The 22,393-nt window shown below is 53.7% G+C and carries 19 protein-coding genes; 3 read left to right on the top strand and 16 right to left on the bottom strand.

Going from position 1 to position 22,393, the window contains the following annotated elements; all coding sequences use genetic code 11:
* Positions 1–522: 522 nt before the first annotated feature.
* A complete protein-coding gene (purL, locus tag ACOTY5_RS15905; RefSeq protein WP_045142486.1) occupies positions 523–4,410 on the bottom strand; it encodes a phosphoribosylformylglycinamidine synthase in 3,888 nt (1,295 codons plus the stop codon).
* Positions 4,411–4,678: 268 nt separating this feature from the next.
* On the opposite strand from purL, the gene mltF reads away from it, so the two are divergent.
* Positions 4,679–6,229 (top strand): membrane-bound lytic murein transglycosylase MltF, encoded by a 1,551-nt coding sequence (mltF, locus tag ACOTY5_RS15900; RefSeq protein ID WP_017692908.1) that lies wholly within the window; start codon positions 4,679–4,681, stop codon positions 6,227–6,229.
* Here the strand turns inward: mltF and tadA are convergent.
* From tadA to murQ, 4 genes are read right to left on the bottom strand one after another with little or no spacing between them, the layout of a single operon-like run.
* A complete protein-coding gene (gene tadA, locus ACOTY5_RS15895) occupies positions 6,117–6,656 on the bottom strand; it encodes a tRNA adenosine(34) deaminase TadA (RefSeq protein ID WP_023295164.1) in 540 nt (179 codons plus the stop codon). The genes mltF and tadA overlap by 113 nt on opposite strands.
* Positions 6,657–6,680: 24 nt before the next feature.
* Positions 6,681–7,316 carry a phosphatidylglycerophosphatase C gene (yfhb, locus tag ACOTY5_RS15890; RefSeq protein WP_045142484.1) on the bottom strand — a complete coding sequence of 212 codons (636 nt, stop codon included), beginning with the start codon at positions 7,314–7,316 and terminating at the stop codon, positions 6,681–6,683.
* A gap of 3 nt (positions 7,317–7,319) precedes the next feature.
* Positions 7,320–8,684 carry a PTS transporter subunit EIIC gene (locus ACOTY5_RS15885; RefSeq protein WP_015572146.1) on the bottom strand — a complete coding sequence of 455 codons (1,365 nt, stop codon included), beginning with the start codon at positions 8,682–8,684 and terminating at the stop codon, positions 7,320–7,322.
* A 9-nt stretch (positions 8,685–8,693) separates the two neighbouring features.
* Complete coding sequence (gene murQ, locus ACOTY5_RS15880; RefSeq protein WP_015572145.1) at positions 8,694–9,590, bottom strand: N-acetylmuramic acid 6-phosphate etherase; 897 nt, start codon at positions 9,588–9,590, stop codon at positions 8,694–8,696.
* Positions 9,591–9,708: 118 nt separating this feature from the next.
* Between murQ and ACOTY5_RS15875 the strand changes: the two genes are divergently transcribed.
* Together ACOTY5_RS15875 and ACOTY5_RS15870 are read left to right on the top strand one after the other, a co-directional pair.
* Complete coding sequence (locus ACOTY5_RS15875) at positions 9,709–10,557, top strand: MurR/RpiR family transcriptional regulator (protein WP_003860702.1); 849 nt, start codon at positions 9,709–9,711, stop codon at positions 10,555–10,557.
* Between the two features lie 56 nt (positions 10,558–10,613).
* Positions 10,614–10,874, top strand: a complete 261-nt coding sequence (locus ACOTY5_RS15870) for a YfhL family 4Fe-4S dicluster ferredoxin (protein WP_003860704.1) — start codon at positions 10,614–10,616, stop codon at positions 10,872–10,874.
* Here the strand turns inward: ACOTY5_RS15870 and acpS are convergent.
* From acpS to ACOTY5_RS15815, 11 genes are all read right to left on the bottom strand, one after another.
* Positions 10,871–11,251 (bottom strand): holo-ACP synthase, encoded by a 381-nt coding sequence (gene acpS, locus ACOTY5_RS15865; protein ID WP_015572144.1) that lies wholly within the window; start codon positions 11,249–11,251, stop codon positions 10,871–10,873. The two genes, ACOTY5_RS15870 and acpS, sit on opposite strands and share 4 nt — an antisense overlap.
* Complete coding sequence (gene pdxJ, locus ACOTY5_RS15860; protein ID WP_015572143.1) at positions 11,251–11,982, bottom strand: pyridoxine 5'-phosphate synthase; 732 nt, start codon at positions 11,980–11,982, stop codon at positions 11,251–11,253. The genes acpS and pdxJ overlap by 1 nt, the downstream gene beginning before the upstream one ends.
* A 75-nt stretch (positions 11,983–12,057) precedes the next feature.
* On the bottom strand, positions 12,058–12,765 hold the full coding sequence (recO, locus tag ACOTY5_RS15855) for a DNA repair protein RecO (RefSeq protein WP_015572142.1): 708 nt from the start codon (positions 12,763–12,765) through the stop codon (positions 12,058–12,060).
* Between the two features lie 17 nt (positions 12,766–12,782).
* On the bottom strand, positions 12,783–13,688 hold the full coding sequence (gene era, locus ACOTY5_RS15850) for a GTPase Era (RefSeq protein ID WP_003860709.1): 906 nt from the start codon (positions 13,686–13,688) through the stop codon (positions 12,783–12,785).
* Positions 13,685–14,365, bottom strand: a complete 681-nt coding sequence (rnc, locus tag ACOTY5_RS15845) for a ribonuclease III (protein WP_003860711.1) — start codon at positions 14,363–14,365, stop codon at positions 13,685–13,687. Before rnc ends, era begins: the two co-directional genes overlap by 4 nt.
* A gap of 223 nt (positions 14,366–14,588) precedes the next feature.
* Complete coding sequence (gene lepB / locus ACOTY5_RS15840) at positions 14,589–15,563, bottom strand: signal peptidase I (RefSeq protein ID WP_006811565.1); 975 nt, start codon at positions 15,561–15,563, stop codon at positions 14,589–14,591.
* Positions 15,564–15,578: 15 nt separating this feature from the next.
* Complete coding sequence (lepA, locus tag ACOTY5_RS15835; RefSeq protein ID WP_003860714.1) at positions 15,579–17,384, bottom strand: translation elongation factor 4; 1,806 nt, start codon at positions 17,382–17,384, stop codon at positions 15,579–15,581.
* Between the two features lie 975 nt (positions 17,385–18,359).
* On the bottom strand, positions 18,360–19,292 hold the full coding sequence (locus ACOTY5_RS15830; protein ID WP_062934012.1) for an RNA-guided endonuclease InsQ/TnpB family protein: 933 nt from the start codon (positions 19,290–19,292) through the stop codon (positions 18,360–18,362).
* A gap of 147 nt (positions 19,293–19,439) precedes the next feature.
* Positions 19,440–20,516 carry a FliC/FljB family flagellin gene (locus ACOTY5_RS15825; protein ID WP_045142482.1) on the bottom strand — a complete coding sequence of 359 codons (1,077 nt, stop codon included), beginning with the start codon at positions 20,514–20,516 and terminating at the stop codon, positions 19,440–19,442.
* 758 nt (positions 20,517–21,274) lie between these two features.
* Positions 21,275–21,697, bottom strand: coding sequence for a hypothetical protein (locus tag ACOTY5_RS15820; RefSeq protein WP_045142481.1), 423 nt, complete (start codon positions 21,695–21,697; stop codon positions 21,275–21,277).
* Positions 21,698–21,813: 116 nt separating this feature from the next.
* Positions 21,814–22,362: a recombinase family protein gene (locus ACOTY5_RS15815; RefSeq protein WP_045142480.1), complete on the bottom strand. Its 549-nt coding sequence runs from the start codon at positions 22,360–22,362 to the stop codon at positions 21,814–21,816.
* Positions 22,363–22,393 lie beyond the last annotated feature (31 nt).

The raw sequence follows: 22,393 nt of genomic DNA, 5'->3' as shown, positions 1-22,393 counted from the left end.
TCATCATCCGGGTTTGAGGAGAGCGTAACTGAGTCTGCCCTTCAGATACAACAAAGCCGGGTAAAAACCCGGCTTTGTCATGGAATAAGGCGGTGCCTAACTCGACGTTTCGCCCTGGCCTGATAAAGCATTGCAATAATCAGTAGTTGGACGGCAGGCACCTTTTTGTGCGTCATTCGAAGTTTATGTAGCACGTCCCGAAGGGGCTGACATAAGAAGGTGAATGAGCCACTGGTTACTATTATGCAACGCGCGTGCCAGATTGCAAAAATTGATACTATCCTTATGATTAATAATCGCTTTATTATTAAAATGCATTGATTGTCAGGTGAATGATTTCCAGGCTAAGTGTCGCTATTAAGCAACACCTTAACGGGAACCCGTCCTGACATATATAAATCAATAAGTTAAATGTCTCTTATTGGAGACACTCAACCCAGAGGATTGTCGCGATTTTGCGACAGGTACAAAAAAGCCCGGTGGCGCTCGCGCTTACCGGGCCTACAGTCAGGGCGTTGAAACTTAACCCAGTTGTTTACGCGCGTTGCGGAAAATGCGCATCCACGGGCTGTCCTCGCCCCAGTTTTCCGGGTGCCAGGAGTTGCTCACGGTACGGAAGACACGTTCCGGGTGCGGCATCATGATCGTCACCCGACCGCTTTCGCTGGTGACGGCGGTAATGCCATTTGCCGAACCGTTCGGGTTAGCCGGATAGGTTTCGGTGACCTTGCCGAAGTTATCAACAAAGCGCAGCGCCACCAGTCCTTTGCTTTCAAGCTGAGCCAGGTGCGCCGCATCACGCACTTCAACCTGACCTTCACCGTGCGAAACCGCGATTGGCATCTGTGAACCGACCATTCCCTGCAACAGCAGAGACGGGCTTTGGGTCACTTCTACCAGGCTGAAGCGCGCTTCGAAGCGGTCAGACTGGTTACGCACAAAGCGCGGCCAGGCTTCGCTGCCCGGGATCAGCTCGCGCAGGTTAGACATCATCTGACAGCCGTTACACACGCCCAGCGCCAGCGTCTGCGGACGATGGAAGAAGGCTTCGAACTCGTCACGCACGCGGCTGTTGAACAGAATAGACTTCGCCCAGCCTTCGCCCGCGCCCAGCACGTCACCGTAGGAGAACCCCCCGCAGGCGACCAGCGCCTGGAAATCATCGAGCCCGGTACGCCCGGCCAGCAGGTCGCTCATGTGGACGTCGATGGCGTCAAAGCCCGCCCGGTGGAAGGCCGCCGCCATCTCAACGTGGGAGTTAACGCCCTGCTCGCGCAGCACGGCCACTTTTGGCCGCGCGCCGGTCGCAATGTACGGCGCGGCAATGTCTTCGTTAATGTCGAAGCTGAGCTTCACGTTCAGGCCAGGATCGTTGTCGTTCGCCTTCGCGTTGTGTTCCTGATCGGCGCATTCCGGATTGTCACGCAGGCGCTGCATCTGCCAGGTGGTTTCCGCCCACCACATACGCAGCGTGGTGCGGCTTTCGCTGAACACCGCGTGGCCGTCGGCTTCAATCACGAAGCGGTCGCCCTGCACCGCTTTACCGAGATAGTTTACGCAGTCTGCCAGACCGTGCTGCGCCAGAATCGCTTCCACCGCGTCGCGATCTGCGGCGCGTACCTGAATGACCGCGCCAAGCTCTTCGTTAAACAGCGCCGCCAGGCGGTCTTCGCCAAGCGTGGCAATGTTTGCTTCAACGCCGCAGTGACCGGTGAAGGCCATCTCTGCCAGCGTCACCAGCAGGCCACCATCGGAACGGTCGTGGTAGGCCAGCAGCTTACGCTGCGCCACCAGCGCCTGAATTGCGTCGTAGAAGCCTTTCAGCTGGGCGACGTCGCGCACGTCGGCTGGCTTATCGCCGAGCTGGCGGTAAACCTGCGCCAGCGCGGTGGCGCCCAGTGCGTTATGGCCTTTGCCGAGGTCAATCAACAGCAGGGCGTTATCTTCAGTGGAAAGCTGCGGCGTAACGGTATGACGCACGTCTTCCACGCGCGCAAACGCGGTGATCACCAGCGACAGCGGAGAGGTCATCTCGCGCTGCTCGTTACCTTCCTGCCAGCGGGTTTTCATCGACATGGAGTCTTTACCCACCGGAATGGTCAGGCCGAGCGCAGGACACAGCTCTTCACCCACCGCTTTCACCGCTTCGTACAGGCCGGCATCTTCGCCCGGGTGACCGGCAGCGGCCATCCAGTTCGCGGAAAGTTTGATGCGTTTGATATCGCCAATCTGCGTCGCGGCGATGTTGGTCAGCGCTTCACCGACCGCCAGACGGGCAGAAGCGGCGAAGTCCAGCAGCGCCACTGGCGTGCGTTCGCCCAGGGCCATCGCTTCGCCGTAGTAGCTGTCGAGGCTCGCGGTGGTCACGGCGCAGTTAGCGACCGGGATCTGCCACGGGCCGACCATCTGATCGCGCGACACCATACCGGTCACGGTACGGTCGCCGATGGTGACCAGGAAGGTTTTCTCTGCCACGGCAGGCAGGTGCAGCACGCGGTTAACCGCTTCTGCCACGGTGATGCCCTGGCGATCCAGCGCTTTGCCCGCCGCTTTGCGAGTCTGCACGTCGCGGGTCATCTTCGGCGTTTTGCCGAGCAGCACGTCCAGCGGCAGATCGATCGGCTGGTTGTCAAAATGGGTGTCGCTTAAGGAAAGGTGCTGCTCTTCGGTCGCTTCACCGATGACGGCATACGGCGCGCGCTCGCGGCGGCACAGCTCGTCAAACAGCGGCAGCTGATCGGCGGCAACCGCCAGCACGTAGCGCTCCTGGGATTCGTTACACCAGATCTCCAGCGGGCTCATGCCCGGCTCATCGCTCAGGATATCGCGCAGGTTGAAGCGTCCGCCGCGACCGCCGTCGCTCACCAGCTCAGGCATAGCGTTGGACAGGCCGCCCGCACCCACGTCGTGGATGAACAGAATCGGGTTGGCATCGCCCAGCTGCCAGCAGCGGTCGATCACTTCCTGACAACGGCGCTCCATTTCCGGGTTGTCGCGCTGCACGGATGCGAAGTCGAGATCCGCATCAGACTGGCCGGAAGCCATAGACGAGGCTGCCCCGCCGCCCAGACCGATGTTCATTGCCGGGCCGCCGAGCACGATCAGCTTCGCGCCGACGACGATCTCGCCTTTCTGCACATGATCGGCGCGAATGTTGCCGATCCCGCCCGCCAGCATGATCGGTTTGTGGTAGCCGCGCAGCTCTTCGCCGTTGTGGCTGTCCACTTTCTCTTCGTAGGTACGGAAGTAACCGTTCAGCGCCGGACGACCAAATTCGTTGTTGAACGCCGCGCCGCCCAGCGGGCCTTCGGTCATGATATCCAGCGCGGTGACAATGCGCTCTGGCTTGCCGAAGTCTTCTTCCCACGGCTGCTCAAAGCCCGGAATACGCAGGTTGGAAACGGAGAAACCGACCAGACCCGCTTTTGGTTTCGCGCCGCGACCGGTCGCACCTTCGTCACGGATTTCACCACCGGAGCCGGTCGCTGCACCCGGCCACGGGGAGATCGCCGTCGGGTGGTTGTGGGTTTCCACTTTCATCAGGATATGCGCAGGCTCCTGGTGGAAGTCATAGCGCCCCGCTTCGCGGTCGGCGAAGAAGCGGCCCACCTCGGAACCTTCCATCACCGCGGCGTTGTCTTTATAGGCAGACAGCACGTGGTCAGGGGTTTGCTCCATGGTGTTTTTGATCATTTTGAACAGCGACTTCGGCTGCTGTTCGCCGTCGATAATCCAGTCGGCGTTGAAAATCTTGTGGCGGCAGTGCTCGGAGTTGGCCTGCGCGAACATATACAGTTCGATGTCGTTCGGGTTGCGATTCAGCTTAACGAATGCATCCTGAAGGTAGTCGATTTCATCTTCTGCGAGCGCCAGACCAAGACGCAGGTTTGCGTCGATCAGCGCCTGACGCCCCTGCCCCAGCAAATCCACGCTCTGTACCGGCGCAGGCTGATGGTGGGAGAACAGTTTCTGCGCATCATCCAGAGAATCAAACACGCTCTCCATCATGCGGTCGTGCAGCTCTGCGGCAACCACCTGCCACTGCGCGTCGCTCAGGGTTGACGCTTCCACATAGTACGCCACACCGCGCTCCAGACGGTTAATCTGGCTCAGGCCGCAGTTGTGAGCGATGTCGGTGGCTTTGGAAGACCAGGGGGAGATGGTGCCAGGGCGTGGCGTGGCGAGGATTAATTTGCCGGTCGGCGTATGGCTGCTCAGGCTTGGGCCATATTTAAGCAGGCGTTCCAGCTGTACGCGCTCCTCTGAATTCAGGGGGGCGTTCAGGTCAGCAAAATGGACATACTCAGCGTAAATATTGCTTACCGGAAGGTCGGCCGCCTGAAAACGTGCCAGCAGTTTGTTAATACGGAAGGCAGACAGTGCAGGCGAACCACGCAGAATTTCCATCATAAGTCTCTCGTCTTCGAAGCGCCGGGGCGCTTACAGTGTGCGCAAGGGGGGGAAAACGGGCGTCATTATAGAGAATCCTGAGCGCCGACGAAACCGTTTGCGTCGAAATAAAATCATCCTTTATGTTTAACAATAGATGTGACCTGTCTCTCTAATTGGTTGCCAACTGGCGCTACTTTGCGCAAAATGCCGCTCAATCAATGGCAAACTCTACTCTTAACATGACTACAGCACACTGAGGCAACCGGCGTCGCAGAGAATTAACTAATTGAAAAAATTAAAGATTAATTATCTGCTCATCGGCATTGTTACGTTGCTGCTGGCAGTGGCCCTCTGGCCGTCTATCCCCTGGTTCGGCAAGGCCGAAAACCGTATCGCCGCCATTCAGGAGCGGGGGGAGTTGCGCGTCAGTACCCTCTCCTCCCCGCTTATTTACGACGATATCAACGGTAAAACTATCGGTCTTGATTACGAACTGGCACAGCTGTTTGCGGACTATCTGGGCGTGAAGCTGAAAGTTACCGTGCGGCAGAACATCAACCAGCTGTTTGATGATTTGGACCATGACCGTGCCGATATTCTCGCCGCAGGTCTGGTGTACAACAGCGAACGCAGCAAAAACTATCAGCCGGGCCCGACCTATTACTCCGTGTCGCAGCAGGTGGTTTATCGTGTGGGTAGCCTGCGCCCGCGCTCACTGGCCGACATCACCGACCAGCAATTGACCATTGCGCCAGGCCATGTGGTGATTGACGATCTGCGGGCGTTGAAAGAGAAAAAATACCCGAACCTCAGCTGGACGGTCGATCCTAAACTCGGCACGACCGAATTACTGGAGCAGGTAAAAGATAAAAAGCTGGCCTATACCATTGCTGATTCGGTGGCGATCAGCCTTTTCCAGCGCGTTCATCCTGAAATTGCCGTGGCGCTGGATGTGACCGACGAACAGCCGGTGACCTGGTTTACCCAGCTGGACGACGATCAAACCGTCTCTGCGGCTATGCTCGATTTCTTTAATTCCATCAATGAAGACGGCACCCTGGCGCGCCTGGAAGAGAAATATCTCGGTCACGGAGACGATTTTGATTACGTTGACACCCGCACCTTCCTGCGCGCGGTGGACAGCGTGCTGCCGGATCTGCAACCGCTGTTTGAGAAGTACGCCCAGGAGATTGACTGGAAGCTGCTGGCGGCGATTTCCTACCAGGAATCGCACTGGGATGCTCAGGCCACCTCCCCCACGGGCGTGCGCGGGTTGATGATGCTGACCAAAAATACCGCCCAGAGCCTCGGCATCAGCGACCGGACCGATGCGGAACAGAGCATCAGCGGCGGCGCGCAGTATTTACAGGATATGATGGCGAAAGTGCCGGAGACGGTCCCGGAAGGGGAGCGGATCTGGTTTGCGCTGGCCGCCTATAACATGGGTTATGCGCACATGCTCGACGCGCGGGCGCTGACGGCGAAAACCAAAGGTAACCCGGACAGCTGGTCAGATGTAAAACAGCGCCTGCCGCTGCTTAGCCAGAAACAGTGGTACCAGAAGCTGACGTACGGCTATGCGCGCGGGCATGAAGCGTATGCCTACGTGGAAAATATTCGTAAGTACCAGATAAGCCTGGTGGGATATCTGCTGGAGAAAGAAAAAGAGGCGGCCGAGGCGCAACAGCTGGCTGAAAGCTATCCGGTGGTCGCACCGGACGAGCTTAATCATCCTGCGGTTTCAATTCTGCCTTTTGTTGCTTTTTCTGCTGCCGACGCATTCGAAAAAAGTCACTTAACAGACCCGAACATTCTGGTGCAAGTACCCCGCCGATAGTTTTCACCTGGTGGTTCATCCCCGGATGCCCAAGTACGTCCATCAGTGAACCAGCAGCGCCCGTCTTTTCATCCCGCGCGCCAAACACCAGCGTACCGATTCGGCTGTGCACCATCGCCCCGGAGCACATTACGCACGGCTCAAGGGTGACATACAGGGTGGTATCAAGCAGACGATAGTTTTGCAGCACCAGTCCGCCCTGACGCAGCGCCATAATTTCAGCATGCGCGGTAGGATCGTGACGGCCAATCGGACGGTTCCACCCTTCCCCAATCACCTGATTGTTATGGACCAGTACCGCGCCCACGGGCACTTCGCCCTCGTCCCAGGCGCGCTGAGCCAGCGCCAGCGCATGGCGCATCCAGTATTCATGATTGTGTTCAGGGTTGGACAAGGGCTGATACTCCAGTCGAAAAGCGGGCGGCATTATACACAGCCGGTACAGATAAGACTATTCGAGTTGCTGAAGTTCGCCCAGAGGCGTGACGCGCCAGCGGTGCTGGCAAAAATAGAGCAGCGGGTTGTCCTGCTTGCTGTCGCTGTAGCCGCTGTACAGACGCAGCGGCGTACCGATACGTTTCTCCAGCTGCACCACTTTTTCATGTCCGAGGCAGCGCATAGTCAGCACCCAGCCGCCGTAGCCGCGCGCGATTTGTGTCGCGATAAGATTCACGCGCGGCAGCCAGGACGTATCAAAATAGACATGCTCCACCAGCGTCTGCGGGGAGCCGGTAATCAGCCAGATATCGGCATCGTTGGCGTCGAGATAGCTGGTCAGGCGCGCCTGTACCACGGGAAACGCGGCGACGTGCCCGCGAAACCAGTGCGCAAAATCCTGTTCGAGCTGCTTAAGGCGCGCTTCGCTATGACCAAACGTGCATCCCCAGAGCAGCAGGCTCATCGGCCAGCGCGCTGCACGGCCTTTCACCAGCAGCGCGATACCAATAACGGGTAACAGGGGTAATACCAGCAACGCGTTAAGGGGCTGGCGCCGCAGCAGGTAGCGCATAAAGGTGCCGAACATATCCTGCTGATGCAGCGTTCCATCCAGATCAAAAAAGACAACGCGACGCTCGTGACTGGCCAAACCTTACTCCTCTGGGTCGTTGAATCCTAACAGCCAGGTAAACAGGAACCCGGCGATCACCGCTACCAGATAGCCTAACAGATAGAGCATCACTTTTCCGGTCACGATGGTTAATGCCAGCGGTAAACCGGAGATCCCGAAGGTAATGACGGTCGCCACTTTCCAGTAGCTGATTAACGCCCCGCCCACCGCGCCACCGAGACAGGCGGCCAGGAACGGCTTACCCAGTGGCAAGGTCACGCCGAAAATCAACGGTTCGCCGATACCGAGTAACCCGACCGGCAGCGCCCCTTTAATGACCTTTTTCAGACGCGCGTTGCGGGTTTTCATCAGCACCGCGATGGCCGCGCCGACCTGCCCAACGCCCGCCATCGACAGGATCGGCAGCAGTGCGTTATAGCCGTGCGCCTGTACCAGTTCGACGTGGATCGGCACCAGCCCCTGATGCAGACCGGTCAGCACTAACGGCAGGAAGGTCCCGGACAGCACGGCCCCCACCAGCAGCCCGCCGCGATCGATCGCCAGAGACGCGCCGTGGGCGATGGCTTCAGAGATCGCGCCGCCTAACGGTTGCAGCGCCACAATCGCCACGCTCCCGGTAATCAATGTGGTCAGCAGCGGGTTGAGGATCAGCTCAATCGAGCCTGGCAGCAACGCGCGCAGCTTTTTCTCGATCCAGCACATCAGAATGACCACCAGCAGCACGGCAATCACCCCACCGCGGCCAGGCTGAAGCGCCTCGCCAAACAGCGTAATCTGCGCCAGCTGCGGGCTGGAGAGGATACCCGCCATTACGCCGCCCATCGCCAGCGAGCCGCCGAACACTTTGGCCGTGTTTACCCCCACCAGAATGTTCATGATGGCAAACACCGCGCTGCCGAAAATCGCCAGAATACCCAGCAGGTTCGGATACTGGGTGGCGAAATTCCCGACAATATCCGGACGCTTGAGGATATTGATAATCCCGGTGATCAGCCCCGATGCGATAAACGCCGGGATCAGAGGAATAAAGACGTTTGCCAGCTGGCGCAGCGCATCGCTCATGGGGGCTTTGTATTTGGCTTTCGCCTGCGCTTTGGTGCGTTCCGCGTCGTCAAAGGCGGGAGCCGTTTCACTGCCCGTCATCAGGGCGCGCATGGCATCAACCACCTGCGCCGCTTTGCCCGGACCGACAATCAGCTGGTGCTGTTGCCCCTGTTTAACGTACCCGCTCACGCCGGGGAGCTGCTTCAGGCGCGTTAAATCAAGCTTTTCGTCGTTGTGCACCTCGACGCGTACACGCGTCATGCAGTTTTCCAGACGCTGAATATTTTTTTCCCCACCGATCCCAAGCAGGATGTCGCTGGCGAGCGCTGCTGTTTTGTCCATACACGCCTCTTATTGGTGTTCTAATGCCGCCCGTAAAAACCCGTGATGGGCTTCGAGCCTGGCTCTGGCCGCGGCTGCATCCAGCCCGGTTAATATCATCAGAATGGCGGGTTTGACGTCGTAATCGGTCTGTTTGAGTACCGCTTCCGCCTCTTCCCGACCTGCCCCTGTCGCCTCTATCACCATGCGGCAGGCTCTGTCCACCAGCTTGACGTTGGTGGCCTGCATATCCACCATCAGGTTTTGGTAGACCTTGCCGAATTTCACCATCGCGCCGGTGGAGATCATATTGAGCACCAGCTTCTGCGCGGTTCCCGATTTCAGGCGCGTGGAGCCGGTGAGCGCTTCCGGCCCGACGACCGGAGAGATGGCAATGGCAGCCACCTGCGCAATCGGCGAACCCGGGTTACAGGAGATGGCCACCGTGGTACATCCCGTCTGTCTGGCGTATTCCAGCCCACCAATGACGTACGGCGTACGACCAGAAGCCGCCAGCCCGACGACCAGATCCTGCGCGGTCAGGTTCAGCGCCCTGAGATCGTCTTCCCCAAGCTGTTTATTGTCTTCTGCCCCTTCCACCGCTTTCAGCAGCGCGCCGGGGCCACCGGCAATCAGGCCAACGACCAGACCATGCGGAACGCCAAAGGTCGGGGGACACTCTGAGGCATCCAGCACACCGAGGCGCCCACTGGTACCCGCCCCCATGTAAATAATGCGTCCTCCTGCTTTCAGAGCGTCGGCAGCGGCGTCTACGGCTTTCGCCACCTCGGGCAATGTCTCTTTGACTGCCAGCGCGACGAGGGTATCCTGTTGATTAAAGCGGTTTACCAGCTCCAGCGTGGACAGTGCATCAAGATCCATGGTTTGCGGGTTACGCGTTTCAGAAACAAGAGAGCCTAGATTCATGTTATTTACCTCTGGAATTTTTAATTCATAATAAACGCACTATAATGGAATATAAAATTCATTCAGGCGAGCAAAATTCGTATTTGCGCGGGTAATCACATTTTCGCCAGGAGACCGTATGAACTGTTTAATTCGTATTCGCCAGCGCTACGCAGGGTTTGCCCAGAGTGACAAAAAGCTGGCGGATTATTTACTTTCCCAGCCCGACCGCGCGCGACACCTCAGCTCCCAGCAGCTGGCAGGCGAAGCCGGGGTGAGCCAGTCGAGCGTGGTGAAATTTGCCCAGAAGATAGGCTATAAAGGCTTTCCGGCGCTAAAACTGGCGATCAGTGAAGCACTGGTAAGCAACCCTAATCCGCAGTCAATGCCGGTGCATAACCAGATCCGCGGCGACGATCCGATGCGTCTGGTCGGCGAAAAGCTGATCAAAGAGAACGTGGCGGCAATGCATGCCACGCTGGATGTGAACACGGAAGAGAAGCTGCTGGAAAGCGTAGCCATGCTTCGCGACGCGCGGCGTATTGTGTTGACCGGGATCGGCGCCTCCGGACTGGTTGCGCGTAACTTTGGCTGGAAGCTGACAAAAATCGGCTATAACGCCATCGTTGAACAGGATATGCACGCGCTGCTGGCGACCGTGCAGGCCATGGATCCTGACGATTTACTGCTGGCCATCTCCTATTCCGGCGAGCGCCGTGAAATTAATATGGCTACCGACGAAGCCCTGCGCGTAGGAGGAAAAATTCTGGCGATTACTGGCTTCAGCCCGAATGCGCTCCAGCAGCGGGCCACCCGCTGTCTGTATACCATCGCCGAGGAACAGGCCACTCGCAGTGCGGCGATTTCGTCGACGAGTGCGCAGATGATGCTGACGGACCTGCTGTTTATGGCGCTGGTTCAGCAGGATCTGGAGCGTGCGCCAGAGCGTATTCGTCACAGCGAAGAGCTGGTAAAAAAACTGGTCTGAACAACGAATGAGCGTATAATGCCCGCCCTGTTTGTGATGTTTCTGAGAATTTCCTGATGGCGCTGTTAATCACCAAAAAATGCATCAACTGCGATATGTGCGAACCCGAATGCCCGAACGAGGCGATTTCGATGGGCGACAGCATTTATGAGATTAACAGCGACCGCTGCACCGAATGCATCGGCCACTATGAGACGCCGACCTGCCAGAAGGTGTGCCCCATTCCCAATACGATCTTAAAAGATCCGGCACACGTCGAGAACGAAGAACAGCTGTGGGATAAGTTTGTCCTGATGCACCATGCGGACAAAATTTAACTTTCGATAATCACCGTCGCACAGGCGTAGTGGCGTTCATCGGCAAGCGTTACGTGCATGTGCGCCACGCCCAGCTTTTCCGCCAGCTTAAGCGCCTCGCCCCATAAACGCAGACGTGGCTTACCCAGCTCATCGTTAAACACTTCAAACTGGTTAAACGCCAGGCCGTTACGAATGCCCGTGCCGAACGCTTTCGCCGCCGCCTCTTTTACCGCGAAACGCTTTGCCAGAAAGCGCACCGGCTGTTGATGCGCCTCCCAGATAGCCCATTCGTTATCGCTCAGCACGCGTCTTGCGAGGCGATCGCCACTCCGGGCGATCACCGCTTCAATGCGAGCTATTTCAACGATGTCGGTGCCTAAGCCCAGAATAGCCATTACTGACGCGCTTCCAGCATCAGGCGCTTCATCTCGGAAACCGCTTCTTTCAGACCGCTCATCACCGCGCGGCCAATGATGGCGTGGCCGATGTTCAGCTCGTGCATTTCCGGCAGGGCAGCGATGGCTTTTACGTTATGATAGGTCAGGCCGTGACCGGCGTTAACCTTCAGTCCCAGGCTCGCGGCGTAGGTTGCCGCTTTGGCGATTCGCTCCAGCTCTTTCGCCTGCGCTGCATCGTTTTCGGCATCGGCATAGCAGCCGGTGTGAATTTCAATATACGGCGCACCCACGTCGGCAGCGGCTTTAATCTGGGTGAAATCGGCGTCGATAAACAGAGAAACCAGGATACCGGCATCCGCCAGGCGTTTGCAGGCATCGCGCATTTTGTCGAGCTGCCCGGCCACATCCAGACCGCCTTCGGTGGTCACTTCCTGACGCTTTTCCGGCACCAGGCAGCAGAAATGCGGTTTGGTCTCGCAGGCAATCGCCAGCATCTCTTCGGTGACCGCCATCTCCAGATTCATGCGGGTGTCCAGCGTCTGACGCAGGATGCGCACGTCCCGGTCGGTGATGTGGCGACGATCTTCACGCAGGTGAACGGTAATGCCGTCGGCGCCAGCCTGCTCAGCGATAAACGCCGCCTGAACCGGATCGGGATACGCGGTACCGCGTGCATTACGTAACGTGGCGATGTGATCGATGTTGACGCCTAACAGTAATTCAGCCATGACAATCCTCGGTATTTTTGTTCATTTACCTTCTCCCTCTCCCTCCGGGAGAGGGCTGGGGTGAGGGGTAAAACATTAGCGTTTCGGCATAAACTGCCTGAATAATTCGCGGCTCTTTAAAGGTTTGCCCCCAAGATACGGCTTGAGCGCAATTCGGGTAAAGCGTTTTGCCGCACGCAGGGTGTCGGCGTCCGGGAACTCGCGTTCATACAGTGCTCTGAGCTGGCGCCCGGTAAAGGTGCTGTTATCGACGACGACACTGGCAATAAAGCCCTTTTCCTCACGATAGCGATAGGTCATGGTATCTTCTACCTCGTCGCCGCTTCCCGCACAGTGCAGAAAATCAACGCCGTAACCAAGGTGTCCGAGCAGCGCCAGTTCGAAACGACGCAGCACAGGCTCAGGGGTGCCGGTTGCGCCAGCAAGTGCCTGAATACAGTGCAGGTAATCAAAGAAAAGTTCAGAGAAGCGGGTCTCATGTTCAAGAACCCGTGAGATGAGTTCGTTAACATACAAACCGCTGTAGAGCGTGATACCAGAAAGAGGAAGCGCCAGGGAGACGGCTTCAGCACTGCGCAGGGTTTTGACTTCTCCTCGCCCGCCAAAGCGGACCAGCAGCGGGGTGAAAGGCTGCAAGGCACCTTTCAGATTAGAACGTCTGGAACGTGCGCCTTTGGCAACAAGGCGCACGCGACCGGACTCTTCCGTGAAGACGTCCAGCATCAGGCTGGTTTCGCTCCAGGGACGACTATGCAGGACAAAGGCGCGCTGCCATCCATCCATATGCTCGTCGTCTTAGGTTACTGATCTTCGCCGTAACCGAGGCTGCGCAGCGCACGCTCATCATCGGCCCAGCCAGATTTCACTTTCACCCACAGTTCCAGGTGAACCGGTGCTTCAAACATGTCCTGCATGTCTTTACGGGCTTCGATTCCGATAGTTTTGATCTTGGCGCCTTTATTGCCGATCACCATCTTCTTCTGCCCTTCACGCTCAACGAGGATCAGACCGTTAATATCGTAGCCGCCACGCTCGTTGCTCTGGAAACGCTCGATCTCCACCGTCACAGAATACGGAAGTTCAGCGCCCAGGAAACGCATCAGCTTCTCACGGATGATTTCAGACGCCATAAAACGCTGAGAGCGATCGGTGATGTAGTCTTCCGGGAAGTGATGAGTCGCTTCCGGCAGATGCTTGCGCACGATACCCGCGATGGTATCAACGTTCAGACCCGTTTCCGCAGACAGCGGGACGATGTCCAGGAAGTTCATCTGGCTGCCCAGCCATTGCAGGTGCGGCAGCAGATCGGCTTTTTCCTGCACGTTGTCCACTTTATTGACTGCGAGGATCACCGGCGTTTTGCCGTCGCGCAGCTTGTTCAGGACCATTTCGTCGTCCGGCGTCCAGCGGGTGCCTTCCACAACGAAAATCACCAGCTCTACGTCGCCAATGGAGCTGCTCGCCGCCTTGTTCATCAGACGGTTGATGGCGCGCTTCTCTTCCATGTGCAGGCCCGGGGTATCGACGTAGATCGCCTGATACGCGCCTTCAGTATGGATACCGACGATGCGGTGACGCGTGGTCTGCGCCTTACGCGAGGTGATGGAAATCTTCTGCCCAAGCAGATTATTCAGCAGGGTGGATTTGCCAACGTTCGGACGTCCGACGATGGCAATAAATCCGCAATAGGTTTTGTCGATGCTCATTCCAGCTCCAGCATTTTTAACGCCTGTTCGGCGGCAGCCTGTTCAGCCTTACGACGGCTTGAACCCGTGCCGACCACCGGTTCACTCAGGCCACTGACCTGGCAATGGATGGTAAATTCCTGATCGTGGGCTTCGCCACGCACCTGCACCACCAGATAGGATGGCAGCGGCAGATGACGACCCTGCAAATATTCTTGCAGACGCGTTTTAGGATCTTTTTGTTTATCGCCCGGGCTGATTTCGTCCAGGCGGGTCTGATACCAGTTCAGGATCAGCTTTTCTACGGTCTGGATATCGCTGTCCAGGAACACGCCACCGATCAATGCCTCGACCGTATCGGCAAGGATGGATTCACGACGGAAACCACCACTTTTCAGCTCACCTGGCCCCAGACGCAGACATTCACCCAGCTCAAACTCGCGTGCGATTTCAGCGAGGGTATTGCCGCGCACCAGCGTGGCGCGCATGCGGCTCATATCACCTTCGTCCACACGCGGAAAACGATGATAAAGCGCATTTGCAATCACGAAACTTAAAATAGAGTCGCCTAAAAACTCGAGACGCTCATTATGTTTGCTGCTGGCACTGCGATGGGTTAATGCCTGTTGCAACAACTCCTGATGATGAAAAGTGTAGCCCAGCTTCCGTTGAAGCCGATTAATTACGATGGGGTTCATGCGATACCAATAAATGAATGCGTCAAAAATGCAGCACACGAAACCGACCTGAGAAAACCAACGCGGTTTCGTGTGCCGTGGCACCCTTGCAGGGCCAACCTTAAACTTCGGGGGAATATTCTATACACAACGACAGGGGATGTCGTTAGTTCAAAGAGATTTATCGCTGAAATAATTCACGTAGCGGCGAATAAAAGCCGCTACGTGTTATTTTTGACGAAAATTAATGAATTCCGCCAATACGATTCAGGCGAACGCCGGTCGGCCACTCGCCTTCCTGCTTCTCAAAACTCATCCAGATAGCGGTTGCTTTACCGACCAGATTCGCTTCCGGCACAAAGCCCCAGTAACGGCTGTCCGCAGAGTTATCGCGGTTATCACCCATCATGAAGTAGTGTCCCGGCGGCACAATCCAGGTCGCCAGTTGTTGGCCTGGCTGCTGGTAGTACATTGCCAGCTGATCCTGTGCGATGGGCACGGTCAGAATGCGGTGAGTAACATCGCCCAGCGTCTCTTTGCGTTCAACCAGACGAATGCCATTCTCTTTGGTTTCACCTTTTGGCACCTGGAAGAATCCGCTGGTCGCTTCACCGCCGTTACGGCGGGCGAAGGTCTGCACAAAATCAGCTGGCTCAACGTTGGAGTAAGTGACTGGCAGCGCATTTTCACATGCGGTGCCAGAGCTACAGCCTGGCTGAATGGTCACCTCTTTCGCCACCGGATCGTAGGTCACTTTATCGCCCGGCAGACCTACCGCGCGTTTAATATAATCCAGCCGCGGATCTTCCGGATATTTAAACACCACGATGTCGCCACGTTTCGGATGACCCGTTTCGATCAGCGTTTTCTGGTAGATCGGATCTTTGATGCCATAGGCAAACTTCTCAACCAGAATGAAATCACCGATCAGCAGCGTTGGCATCATCGATCCTGACGGGATCTGGAACGGTTCATAGATAAATGAACGCACCACCAGCACAATCGCCAGCACCGGGAATACCGATGCCCCTGTTTCCAGCCAGCCCGGTTTTGGGCCGACTTTTTTCAGGGTTTTCGCGTCCAGCGCATCGCCCGTGGCTGCCTGCGCGGCAGCCTGACGTTCACGGCGTTTTGGGGCGAAGATAAACTTATCGAGGCACCACAACAGACCTGTCACCAGGGTAGCGATGACCAGGATCAGGGCAAACATGTTCGCCATGCCAACTCCTTAAGGTTATTTACCGTTACCGTCTTTACCAACATGAAGGATGGCAAGGAATGCTTCCTGCGGCAGCTCAACGTTACCGACCTGCTTCATACGCTTCTTACCTTCTTTCTGCTTCTGCAACAGCTTTTTCTTACGGCTGACGTCGCCGCCGTAGCACTTAGCCAGAACGTTTTTACGCAGCTGCTTCACGGTTGAACGGGCAATGATGTGGTTACCAATGGCCGCCTGAATCGCAATGTCAAACTGCTGACGCGGGATCAGATCTTTCATCTTCTCAACCAGCTCACGACCACGGTACGGGGCGTTATCGTTGTGGGTGATCAGCGCCAGCGCATCCACACGCTCGCCGTTGATCAGCACGTCCACACGAACCATGTTCGAGGCCTGGAAGCGTTTGAAGTTGTAGTCCAGCGACGCATAGCCACGGGAGGTAGACTTCAGACGGTCGAAGAAGTCGAGCACCACTTCTGCCATCGGAATTTCATAGGTCAGCGCCACCTGGTTACCGTGGTAAACCATGTTGGTCTGCACGCCACGCTTCTCAATACACAGGGTGATCACGTTACCGAGGAACTCCTGCGGCAGCAGCATGTGACACTCTGCGATAGGCTCGCGCAGTTCCTGAATATTATTCAGCGGTGGGAGCTTGGACGGGCTGTCGACGTAGATCACCTCTTTCGAGGTGGTTTCTACTTCGTAGACAACCGTCGGGGCGGTGGTGATCAGATCCAGATCGTATTCACGCTCCAGACGTTCCTGAATGATCTCCATGTGCAGCAGACCGAGGAAGCCACAGCGGAAGCCAAAGCCCAGCGCCGTTGAGCTTTCTGGCTCGTAGAACAGGGAGGCATCGTTGAGGCTCAGCTTTCCGAGCGCATCGCGGAAGTTTTCGTAATCGTCAGAGCTGACCGGGAACAGACCCGCATAAACCTGCGGTTTCACCTTTTTGAAGCCTGGCAGCGCTTTATCTGCCGGGTTACGTGCACCGGTCAGGGTATCGCCTACTGGCGCGCCGAGGATGTCTTTAATTGCACAGACCAGCCAACCCACTTCGCCGCATTTCAGTTCGGTACGGTCAACCTGTTTTGGCGTGAAGATGCCCAGACGGTCAGCGTTGTAGACCTGGCCGGTGCTCATGACCTTGATTTTGTCGCCTTTACGCATGGTGCCGTTTTTAATACGCACCAGCGAGACAACGCCGAGGTAGTTATCAAACCAAGAGTCGATGATCAGCGCCTGTAGCGGCGCATCCGGGTCGCCTTCCGGCGGCGGAATATCACGCACCAGACGTTCCAGTACGTCCGGAACACCGACACCGGTTTTCGCCGAGCAGCGCACTGCATCGGTCGCATCAATACCGACGATGTCTTCAATCTCTTCCGCTACGCGCTCAGGATCGGCGGCTGGCAGGTCGATTTTATTCAGAACCGGCACCACTTCGAGATCCATTTCCATGGCGGTGTAGCAGTTTGCCAGCGTCTGGGCCTCTACGCCCTGCCCGGCATCCACCACCAGCAGCGCGCCTTCGCAGGCCGCCAGCGAGCGTGACACTTCATAAGAGAAGTCAACGTGCCCTGGGGTGTCGATAAAGTTCAGCTGATAGGTTTCACCATCGGAAGCTTTATAGTCGAGCGTCACGCTCTGCGCTTTGATGGTAATACCGCGTTCGCGTTCCAGGTCCATGGAGTCCAGAACCTGGGCTGCCATTTCACGATCAGACAGGCCACCGCAAATCTGGATAATACGGTCAGACAGCGTCGACTTACCGTGGTCAATGTGAGCAATGATGGAGAAATTTCTTATGTTCTTCATATGTATGGATTTATTTACTCGCTATGCGGATTAAATCTTCTTGATGGACACAGCGGTGGACACTCCACAGTAACTACCCCATCAACGACTGGCATGCATATTACACTGTAGCGCCCAAATCGTCAGCATACGATCTCCTGTTCATTGAGTGATAACGAGTGCCTACAGTTAAGCAATGTAAATTAAATTGTTGGGCAGTCATCATCACCCAGCGCGCGGTTGATGAAGAACGTCACTCTACCAAGCACCTCCCCCCTTCCAGAGCAGCACCTTCGATCGCTTCGCCATCATCTGTCATGAGTGACAGCCCCATCAGATTGGCAAACTGTGTGTGGCAGTCGCACAGAATCAACAACACATCACCTGGCGTCTTCTTCATTACAGGTTCGATTACCGCAAAGCCTTTATCAGTTTCGAAGCTCGCTCTGCAACTCTTACTATCGCCCCATCACCGGCCATTCGCCGCCCGTTTTGCATAAGACGGGCGGCAGTTTACTTTACTCGTTCTATTAAGGATATTGCGTGTTTTACTCAGCTTTTTTATCTTCTTTTTCTGCCTCGTAAATTGCTCCTATACTTCAATTTTCACTCATTGTTCCGTACACAGCCAATAGAGCAGTCAAGTAATTCTATTTTGTAAACAAGCTTGGTAACCTGAGTCTGTCGCTGACCCAGTAAGTTTTAAGCCTATTTTCAAGAATCACTGAGGGGCGGTACTAGTTGAGATACCGAGTAGTTTATAAATTACGTTTTGAGTTAGCTTTTAGCTTTCACAACCGAAAACTCGCAAATCCATTTCAACACACTTATATACTTCCGCTTGTAAAGTATTGGACCAGACGTTGACATTCTCAATAACAATCAAGAGATTCTTGCTTCAACGGAAGTTGAATTAACCTTCCTCCACAAGCAGAAACGACATGCCCTGCCGCTTAAAATTCATCACATAGTACAACATCATCACGGAAAAAACCGTTACAAGAGTTTACTCTCCTGGCGAATAATTTCACCACCCAGCCACTCTTGTTTGTATATCAACTGCCTGACAAATTCGTATCTCATACTCAGAGTGTTATCGTTCTTGTCAAATACAGAATCCATCAAGTTCACAACCTCAACAACAGCGTGATTTTTACAAATTGCCGTGGTTGCCTTATGGATATTATCGAGTCTTATCCTTGCTGCCTTTGATTTTACTCTATCGATTTTACCTTTGGTTTTTAGCCAATTTTTGCTGTATCTCTTTCTTCTGGTCAGTGTTTTATTGAGACGGACTAACTTTTTCTTTTCTTCCGCTTGGTAAGTGTTATCACCGCCGACCCCAGATGACAGATGAACACTATTCACATTATTAAGTACAATTGTAGTTTTGATATCAGAGGGGTGTATTGGTTCAGGAACTGTTTGTTCTGTATTAAAACTGATATACCATTTCCCCTGATTCAGGGAAATAGTTGCGTTTTTTAAATCACCAATGATTTCACGGCTCTTGCGATACTTTACCCAGCCGACTTTAGGGAGAGATACTAGTTTTTTTTCTTGATCTACTCTAACCCTTTGGCATGGTATACGGAAAGAATCATGCCGACCTTTCTTTTTAAACTTTGGATATTGTGATTTGCCGGTGAAAAAGTTTCTGAATGCTCTGTCTAAATCTCTTAACGATTGCTGTAAACACTGAGACGGAGCTTCTTTCAACCAAGAAAGGCTCTCTTCATTCTTCCATTCCACCAATTCAGAAGCCAGCTTATTGTAGCCTATGAATTTTTTACCCGCACGGTAATTCTCGTTAAGAAGAGCAAGGCCTTTGTTGTAAACAAAACGACAGGAGCCAGCAAAGGCCAAAAAGTCAGATAACTGACCTTTGTTAGGTTCAAGCAAAAATTTGAATGCCTGTTTTTTAATCACAACTGGACCTGTGTAAACGAAGATAAACTGGTTAAATGCTAAATCATCGTGCGAGCTTTGATTAAAGGATTTGACTACTTTTAACGGCCCTATTCAGCCAATAAAAAAAAGCCCCACATATATGGGGCTTTTACACTTAATATGAAATTAGCCTTGCAGCAGAGACAGAACCTGCTGAGGAACTTGGTTAGCTTTGGACAGTACGGAGTTACCAGCCTGCTGAATGATCTGCGCTTTGGACATATTCGACACTTCAGTCGCATAGTCGGCATCCTGAATACGGGACTGCGCTTCAGACAGGTTGGTAGTGGTGTTGTTCAGGTTGGTTACAGCAGAGCTCAGACGGTTCTGAATTGCACCAAGTGAAGAACGGAATTGGTCTACATCTGAAATTGCTGCATCCAGAGCTGCTAAAGGATCCGCGGTCTTGGTTACAGAGTTGTCATCAACAGCTTCACCATCTGTCGCAACGACTAATTTGCCTTCAGCATTAGTTGCAGCATCGTCAGCAATATCTACCTTCGCATAAGTACCATCATCTTTCTTGTATGCATAGGCGGTAACATCGGCATCGGTTGTATATTTTAACAACTCAACTTGCTTGCCCTTATCATCAACAATATTAGCAGCAGAAACACTTACATCATCACCGTCAGCATTTTTCACCGCAAGGGAGGTTACTTTCTCGTATCCACTTGCAACATTGAATTCGTTCAGCTTAAGTGATGTGGAATTAATTTCTTTCAGATCAATTGTGATAGTCTGGCCATCATTCGCACCAACCTGAATGTTCATTTTTCCGGTTTTCGCCAGCACGTTGACACCGTTGAACTGAGTTTGATCGGAAACGCGGTCGATTTCCTCAAGACGGGATTTGATTTCATCCTGAATTGAAGAGAGGTCAGAATCAGAGTTGGTTCCAGTCTGAGCCTGAACGGTCAGCTCACGAATACGCTGCAAGTTGTTGTTGATTTCAGACAAAGCGCCTTCAGTGGTCTGCGCCAGAGAGATACCGTCGTTGGCGTTACGCGCAGCCTGAGTCAGGCCTTTGATGTTAGAGGTGAAGCGGTTAGAAATTGCCTGACCCGCAGCATCATCCTTCGCGCTGTTGATACGCAGACCAGAAGACAAGCGCTCGATAGAAGAAGACAGTGCAGACTGGTTCTTGTTGATGTTGTTCTGAGTGATCAGCGAGAGGCTGTTGGTATTGATGACTTGTGCCATGATAGTAATTCCTATTTGACTGAACTTAATTTAAGTTTACGGCTTCCACCATTAGGCTCCTGCGCCGCTATGTTCACTATCGGCAAAGTACTCTGGACCTTTAGAAAAAAAAGTGAAAACCGTCCCCATCTGCTTTCAGGCCCCAAGCGAAACAGAACTGTATGCTTGTGATAAGTTCGTTTTAACGCCCTTCAACCCACCATAATAAAGCCATATAATTCAATATGTTGAGCATCGTAAATAAACTATCTCGTTTGACAAACTGGCTCCCTCTTATAAACCTCTAATCTCTTCATTTCTCAGCACTCAACAAGCGAGCATAACCCGATGCTCCGATGGTAAGACCTATCCAAGGCGCAAATGCTTAGCTATCTCATCGTATGGCACCTTGTTTTATCTGTCTTTTTTAGTAGGTGTATGTAAGATGGTTTTACATTACAGTCATTCTCTGTCTAATACATGATCAGGAGATTTGTTCAGTGAATGTTTCCGCCCGTTTTGTTATACTATTAAATCTTGCATGCGCTGCTTTATTATTTACTCTACTCAATGCCAGGTTTGATTTATTCTGATCAGGATCTCATTTTACTTACTCGAAAACCCTCCTAAGATTCATGCATGTACATATCTTACATCCAATCGAGTAGTAAATCGAAAATCATCAGGGAGAATAATGACTTGATAAAGGACGTGATCATTGACCATCGTCCTAACTTTCCATAAACAGGTGGGTATTTAGTGTATGAACCCTCGTCCAACTAGTTCCTTCCGATTACCCTTAAAGCACTTTTCATGGTGATGTTTTTCCTTGTTACATATTTGGATGCTTGTTTTAAGGCATTATTCATTGCTATTACAGTCACAGGCCTAGCTAACCCTTTAACTCGATTTGATCTACTCTGGAAAACATAAATATCAGAAGGATAGCAATCCTTTCTGTACGCAATTAACTTAGAAAGCAATAAATTTAATCTAATTGTTCGTGGCTCAAATTTTGGAGTTCCAGCCAAGTGCAGCATGTCATCTTCGATATCGGCATATCTAATAGTAATCACCCTGCTGCCTTCAGCACGGAGAGAAAACAATGTTAACCATAAGTCTGCCCATGTTGATGAAATTTTAGACAATTCAAAGTGAATAGCCCTGAACTCTTCAGGTGTAATAGAATCTGTTTTTGCCATGAATACCCCCAATGCTCAACCCAACCGCTTACCAAAATTTCAACAACTTTATTACATTATTTCAATACTTTATTACGAAAATTGGATTAAATGTTCAATATTTTTTTCCTCTACCCCTACCGCGCCGGAAATTTCTTATACAAGGTGCACACCGCAACGTCGTAAATAATCGCCACCTGCTTTCTGTCCACTCCGTTTGCGATCAGCCTGCCAGCCTGCGCCCATTGCTCAGGGGTTAACTTCGGCCGTCTGCCGCCTATGCGCCCTTTCTCCCGGGCTGCCGCCAGTCCTGCCCGGGTGCGTTCCACGATTAACTCCCTCTCCATCTCGGCCAGGGCTGACATGATGTGGAAGATGAAACGACCCATTGGGCTGGAAGTGTCGATGCTGTCCGTAAGGCTTTTGAAGTGGATGCCGCGCTGCCGTAGTTCGTCCACCAGCAGCACTAAATTTCGCATGCTTCGCCCGAGGCGATCCAGCTTCCACACCACCAGCGTATCGCCCTCATTCAGGGTTCGCAGAAGCTTTTTAAGCGCTGGCCGGTTCGCTACCGTCCCGCTCATTTTTTCCTCAAAAACCTGTTCACATCCTGCGCGTTCGAGAGCTTGTCGCTGAAGATCTGTGTTTTGGTCATTTGTTGACACCCTTACGTAGCCAATTTGCATATAATTCACCCAACATTTTTTACAAATAAAA

The organism is Enterobacter cloacae complex sp. SHL018 (assembly GCF_049237905.1).
Taxonomy (GTDB): domain Bacteria; phylum Pseudomonadota; class Gammaproteobacteria; order Enterobacterales; family Enterobacteriaceae; genus Enterobacter; species Enterobacter hormaechei_C.
The sequence above is the reverse complement of the archived record's forward strand: the minus strand, read 5'-3'. Positions and strand labels throughout refer to the sequence as shown.

Coding starts and splice junctions, on each gene's coding strand:
- acpS (WP_015572144.1), bottom strand. CDS start 11,251: ATGGCTATTCTGGGCTTAGGCACCGACATCGTTGAAATAGCTCGCATT.
- tadA (WP_023295164.1), bottom strand. CDS start 6,656: ATGCCGCCCGCTTTTCGACTGGAGTATCAGCCCTTGTCCAACCCTGAA.
- ACOTY5_RS15885 (WP_015572146.1), bottom strand. CDS start 8,684: ATGGACAAAACAGCAGCGCTCGCCAGCGACATCCTGCTTGGGATCGGT.
- pdxJ (WP_015572143.1), bottom strand. CDS start 11,982: ATGGCTGAATTACTGTTAGGCGTCAACATCGATCACATCGCCACGTTA.
- ACOTY5_RS15825 (WP_045142482.1), bottom strand. CDS start 20,516: ATGGCACAAGTCATCAATACCAACAGCCTCTCGCTGATCACTCAGAAC.
- purL (WP_045142486.1), bottom strand. CDS start 4,410: ATGATGGAAATTCTGCGTGGTTCGCCTGCACTGTCTGCCTTCCGTATT.
- lepA (WP_003860714.1), bottom strand. CDS start 17,384: ATGAAGAACATAAGAAATTTCTCCATCATTGCTCACATTGACCACGGT.
- ACOTY5_RS15870 (WP_003860704.1), top strand. CDS start 10,614: ATGGCGCTGTTAATCACCAAAAAATGCATCAACTGCGATATGTGCGAA.
- rnc (WP_003860711.1), bottom strand. CDS start 14,365: ATGAACCCCATCGTAATTAATCGGCTTCAACGGAAGCTGGGCTACACT.
- ACOTY5_RS15875 (WP_003860702.1), top strand. CDS start 9,709: ATGAACTGTTTAATTCGTATTCGCCAGCGCTACGCAGGGTTTGCCCAG.
- ACOTY5_RS15820 (WP_045142481.1), bottom strand. CDS start 21,697: ATGGCAAAAACAGATTCTATTACACCTGAAGAGTTCAGGGCTATTCAC.
- recO (WP_015572142.1), bottom strand. CDS start 12,765: ATGGATGGATGGCAGCGCGCCTTTGTCCTGCATAGTCGTCCCTGGAGC.
- era (WP_003860709.1), bottom strand. CDS start 13,688: ATGAGCATCGACAAAACCTATTGCGGATTTATTGCCATCGTCGGACGT.
- ACOTY5_RS15815 (WP_045142480.1), bottom strand. CDS start 22,362: ATGCAAATTGGCTACGTAAGGGTGTCAACAAATGACCAAAACACAGAT.
- lepB (WP_006811565.1), bottom strand. CDS start 15,563: ATGGCGAACATGTTTGCCCTGATCCTGGTCATCGCTACCCTGGTGACA.
- murQ (WP_015572145.1), bottom strand. CDS start 9,590: ATGAATCTAGGCTCTCTTGTTTCTGAAACGCGTAACCCGCAAACCATG.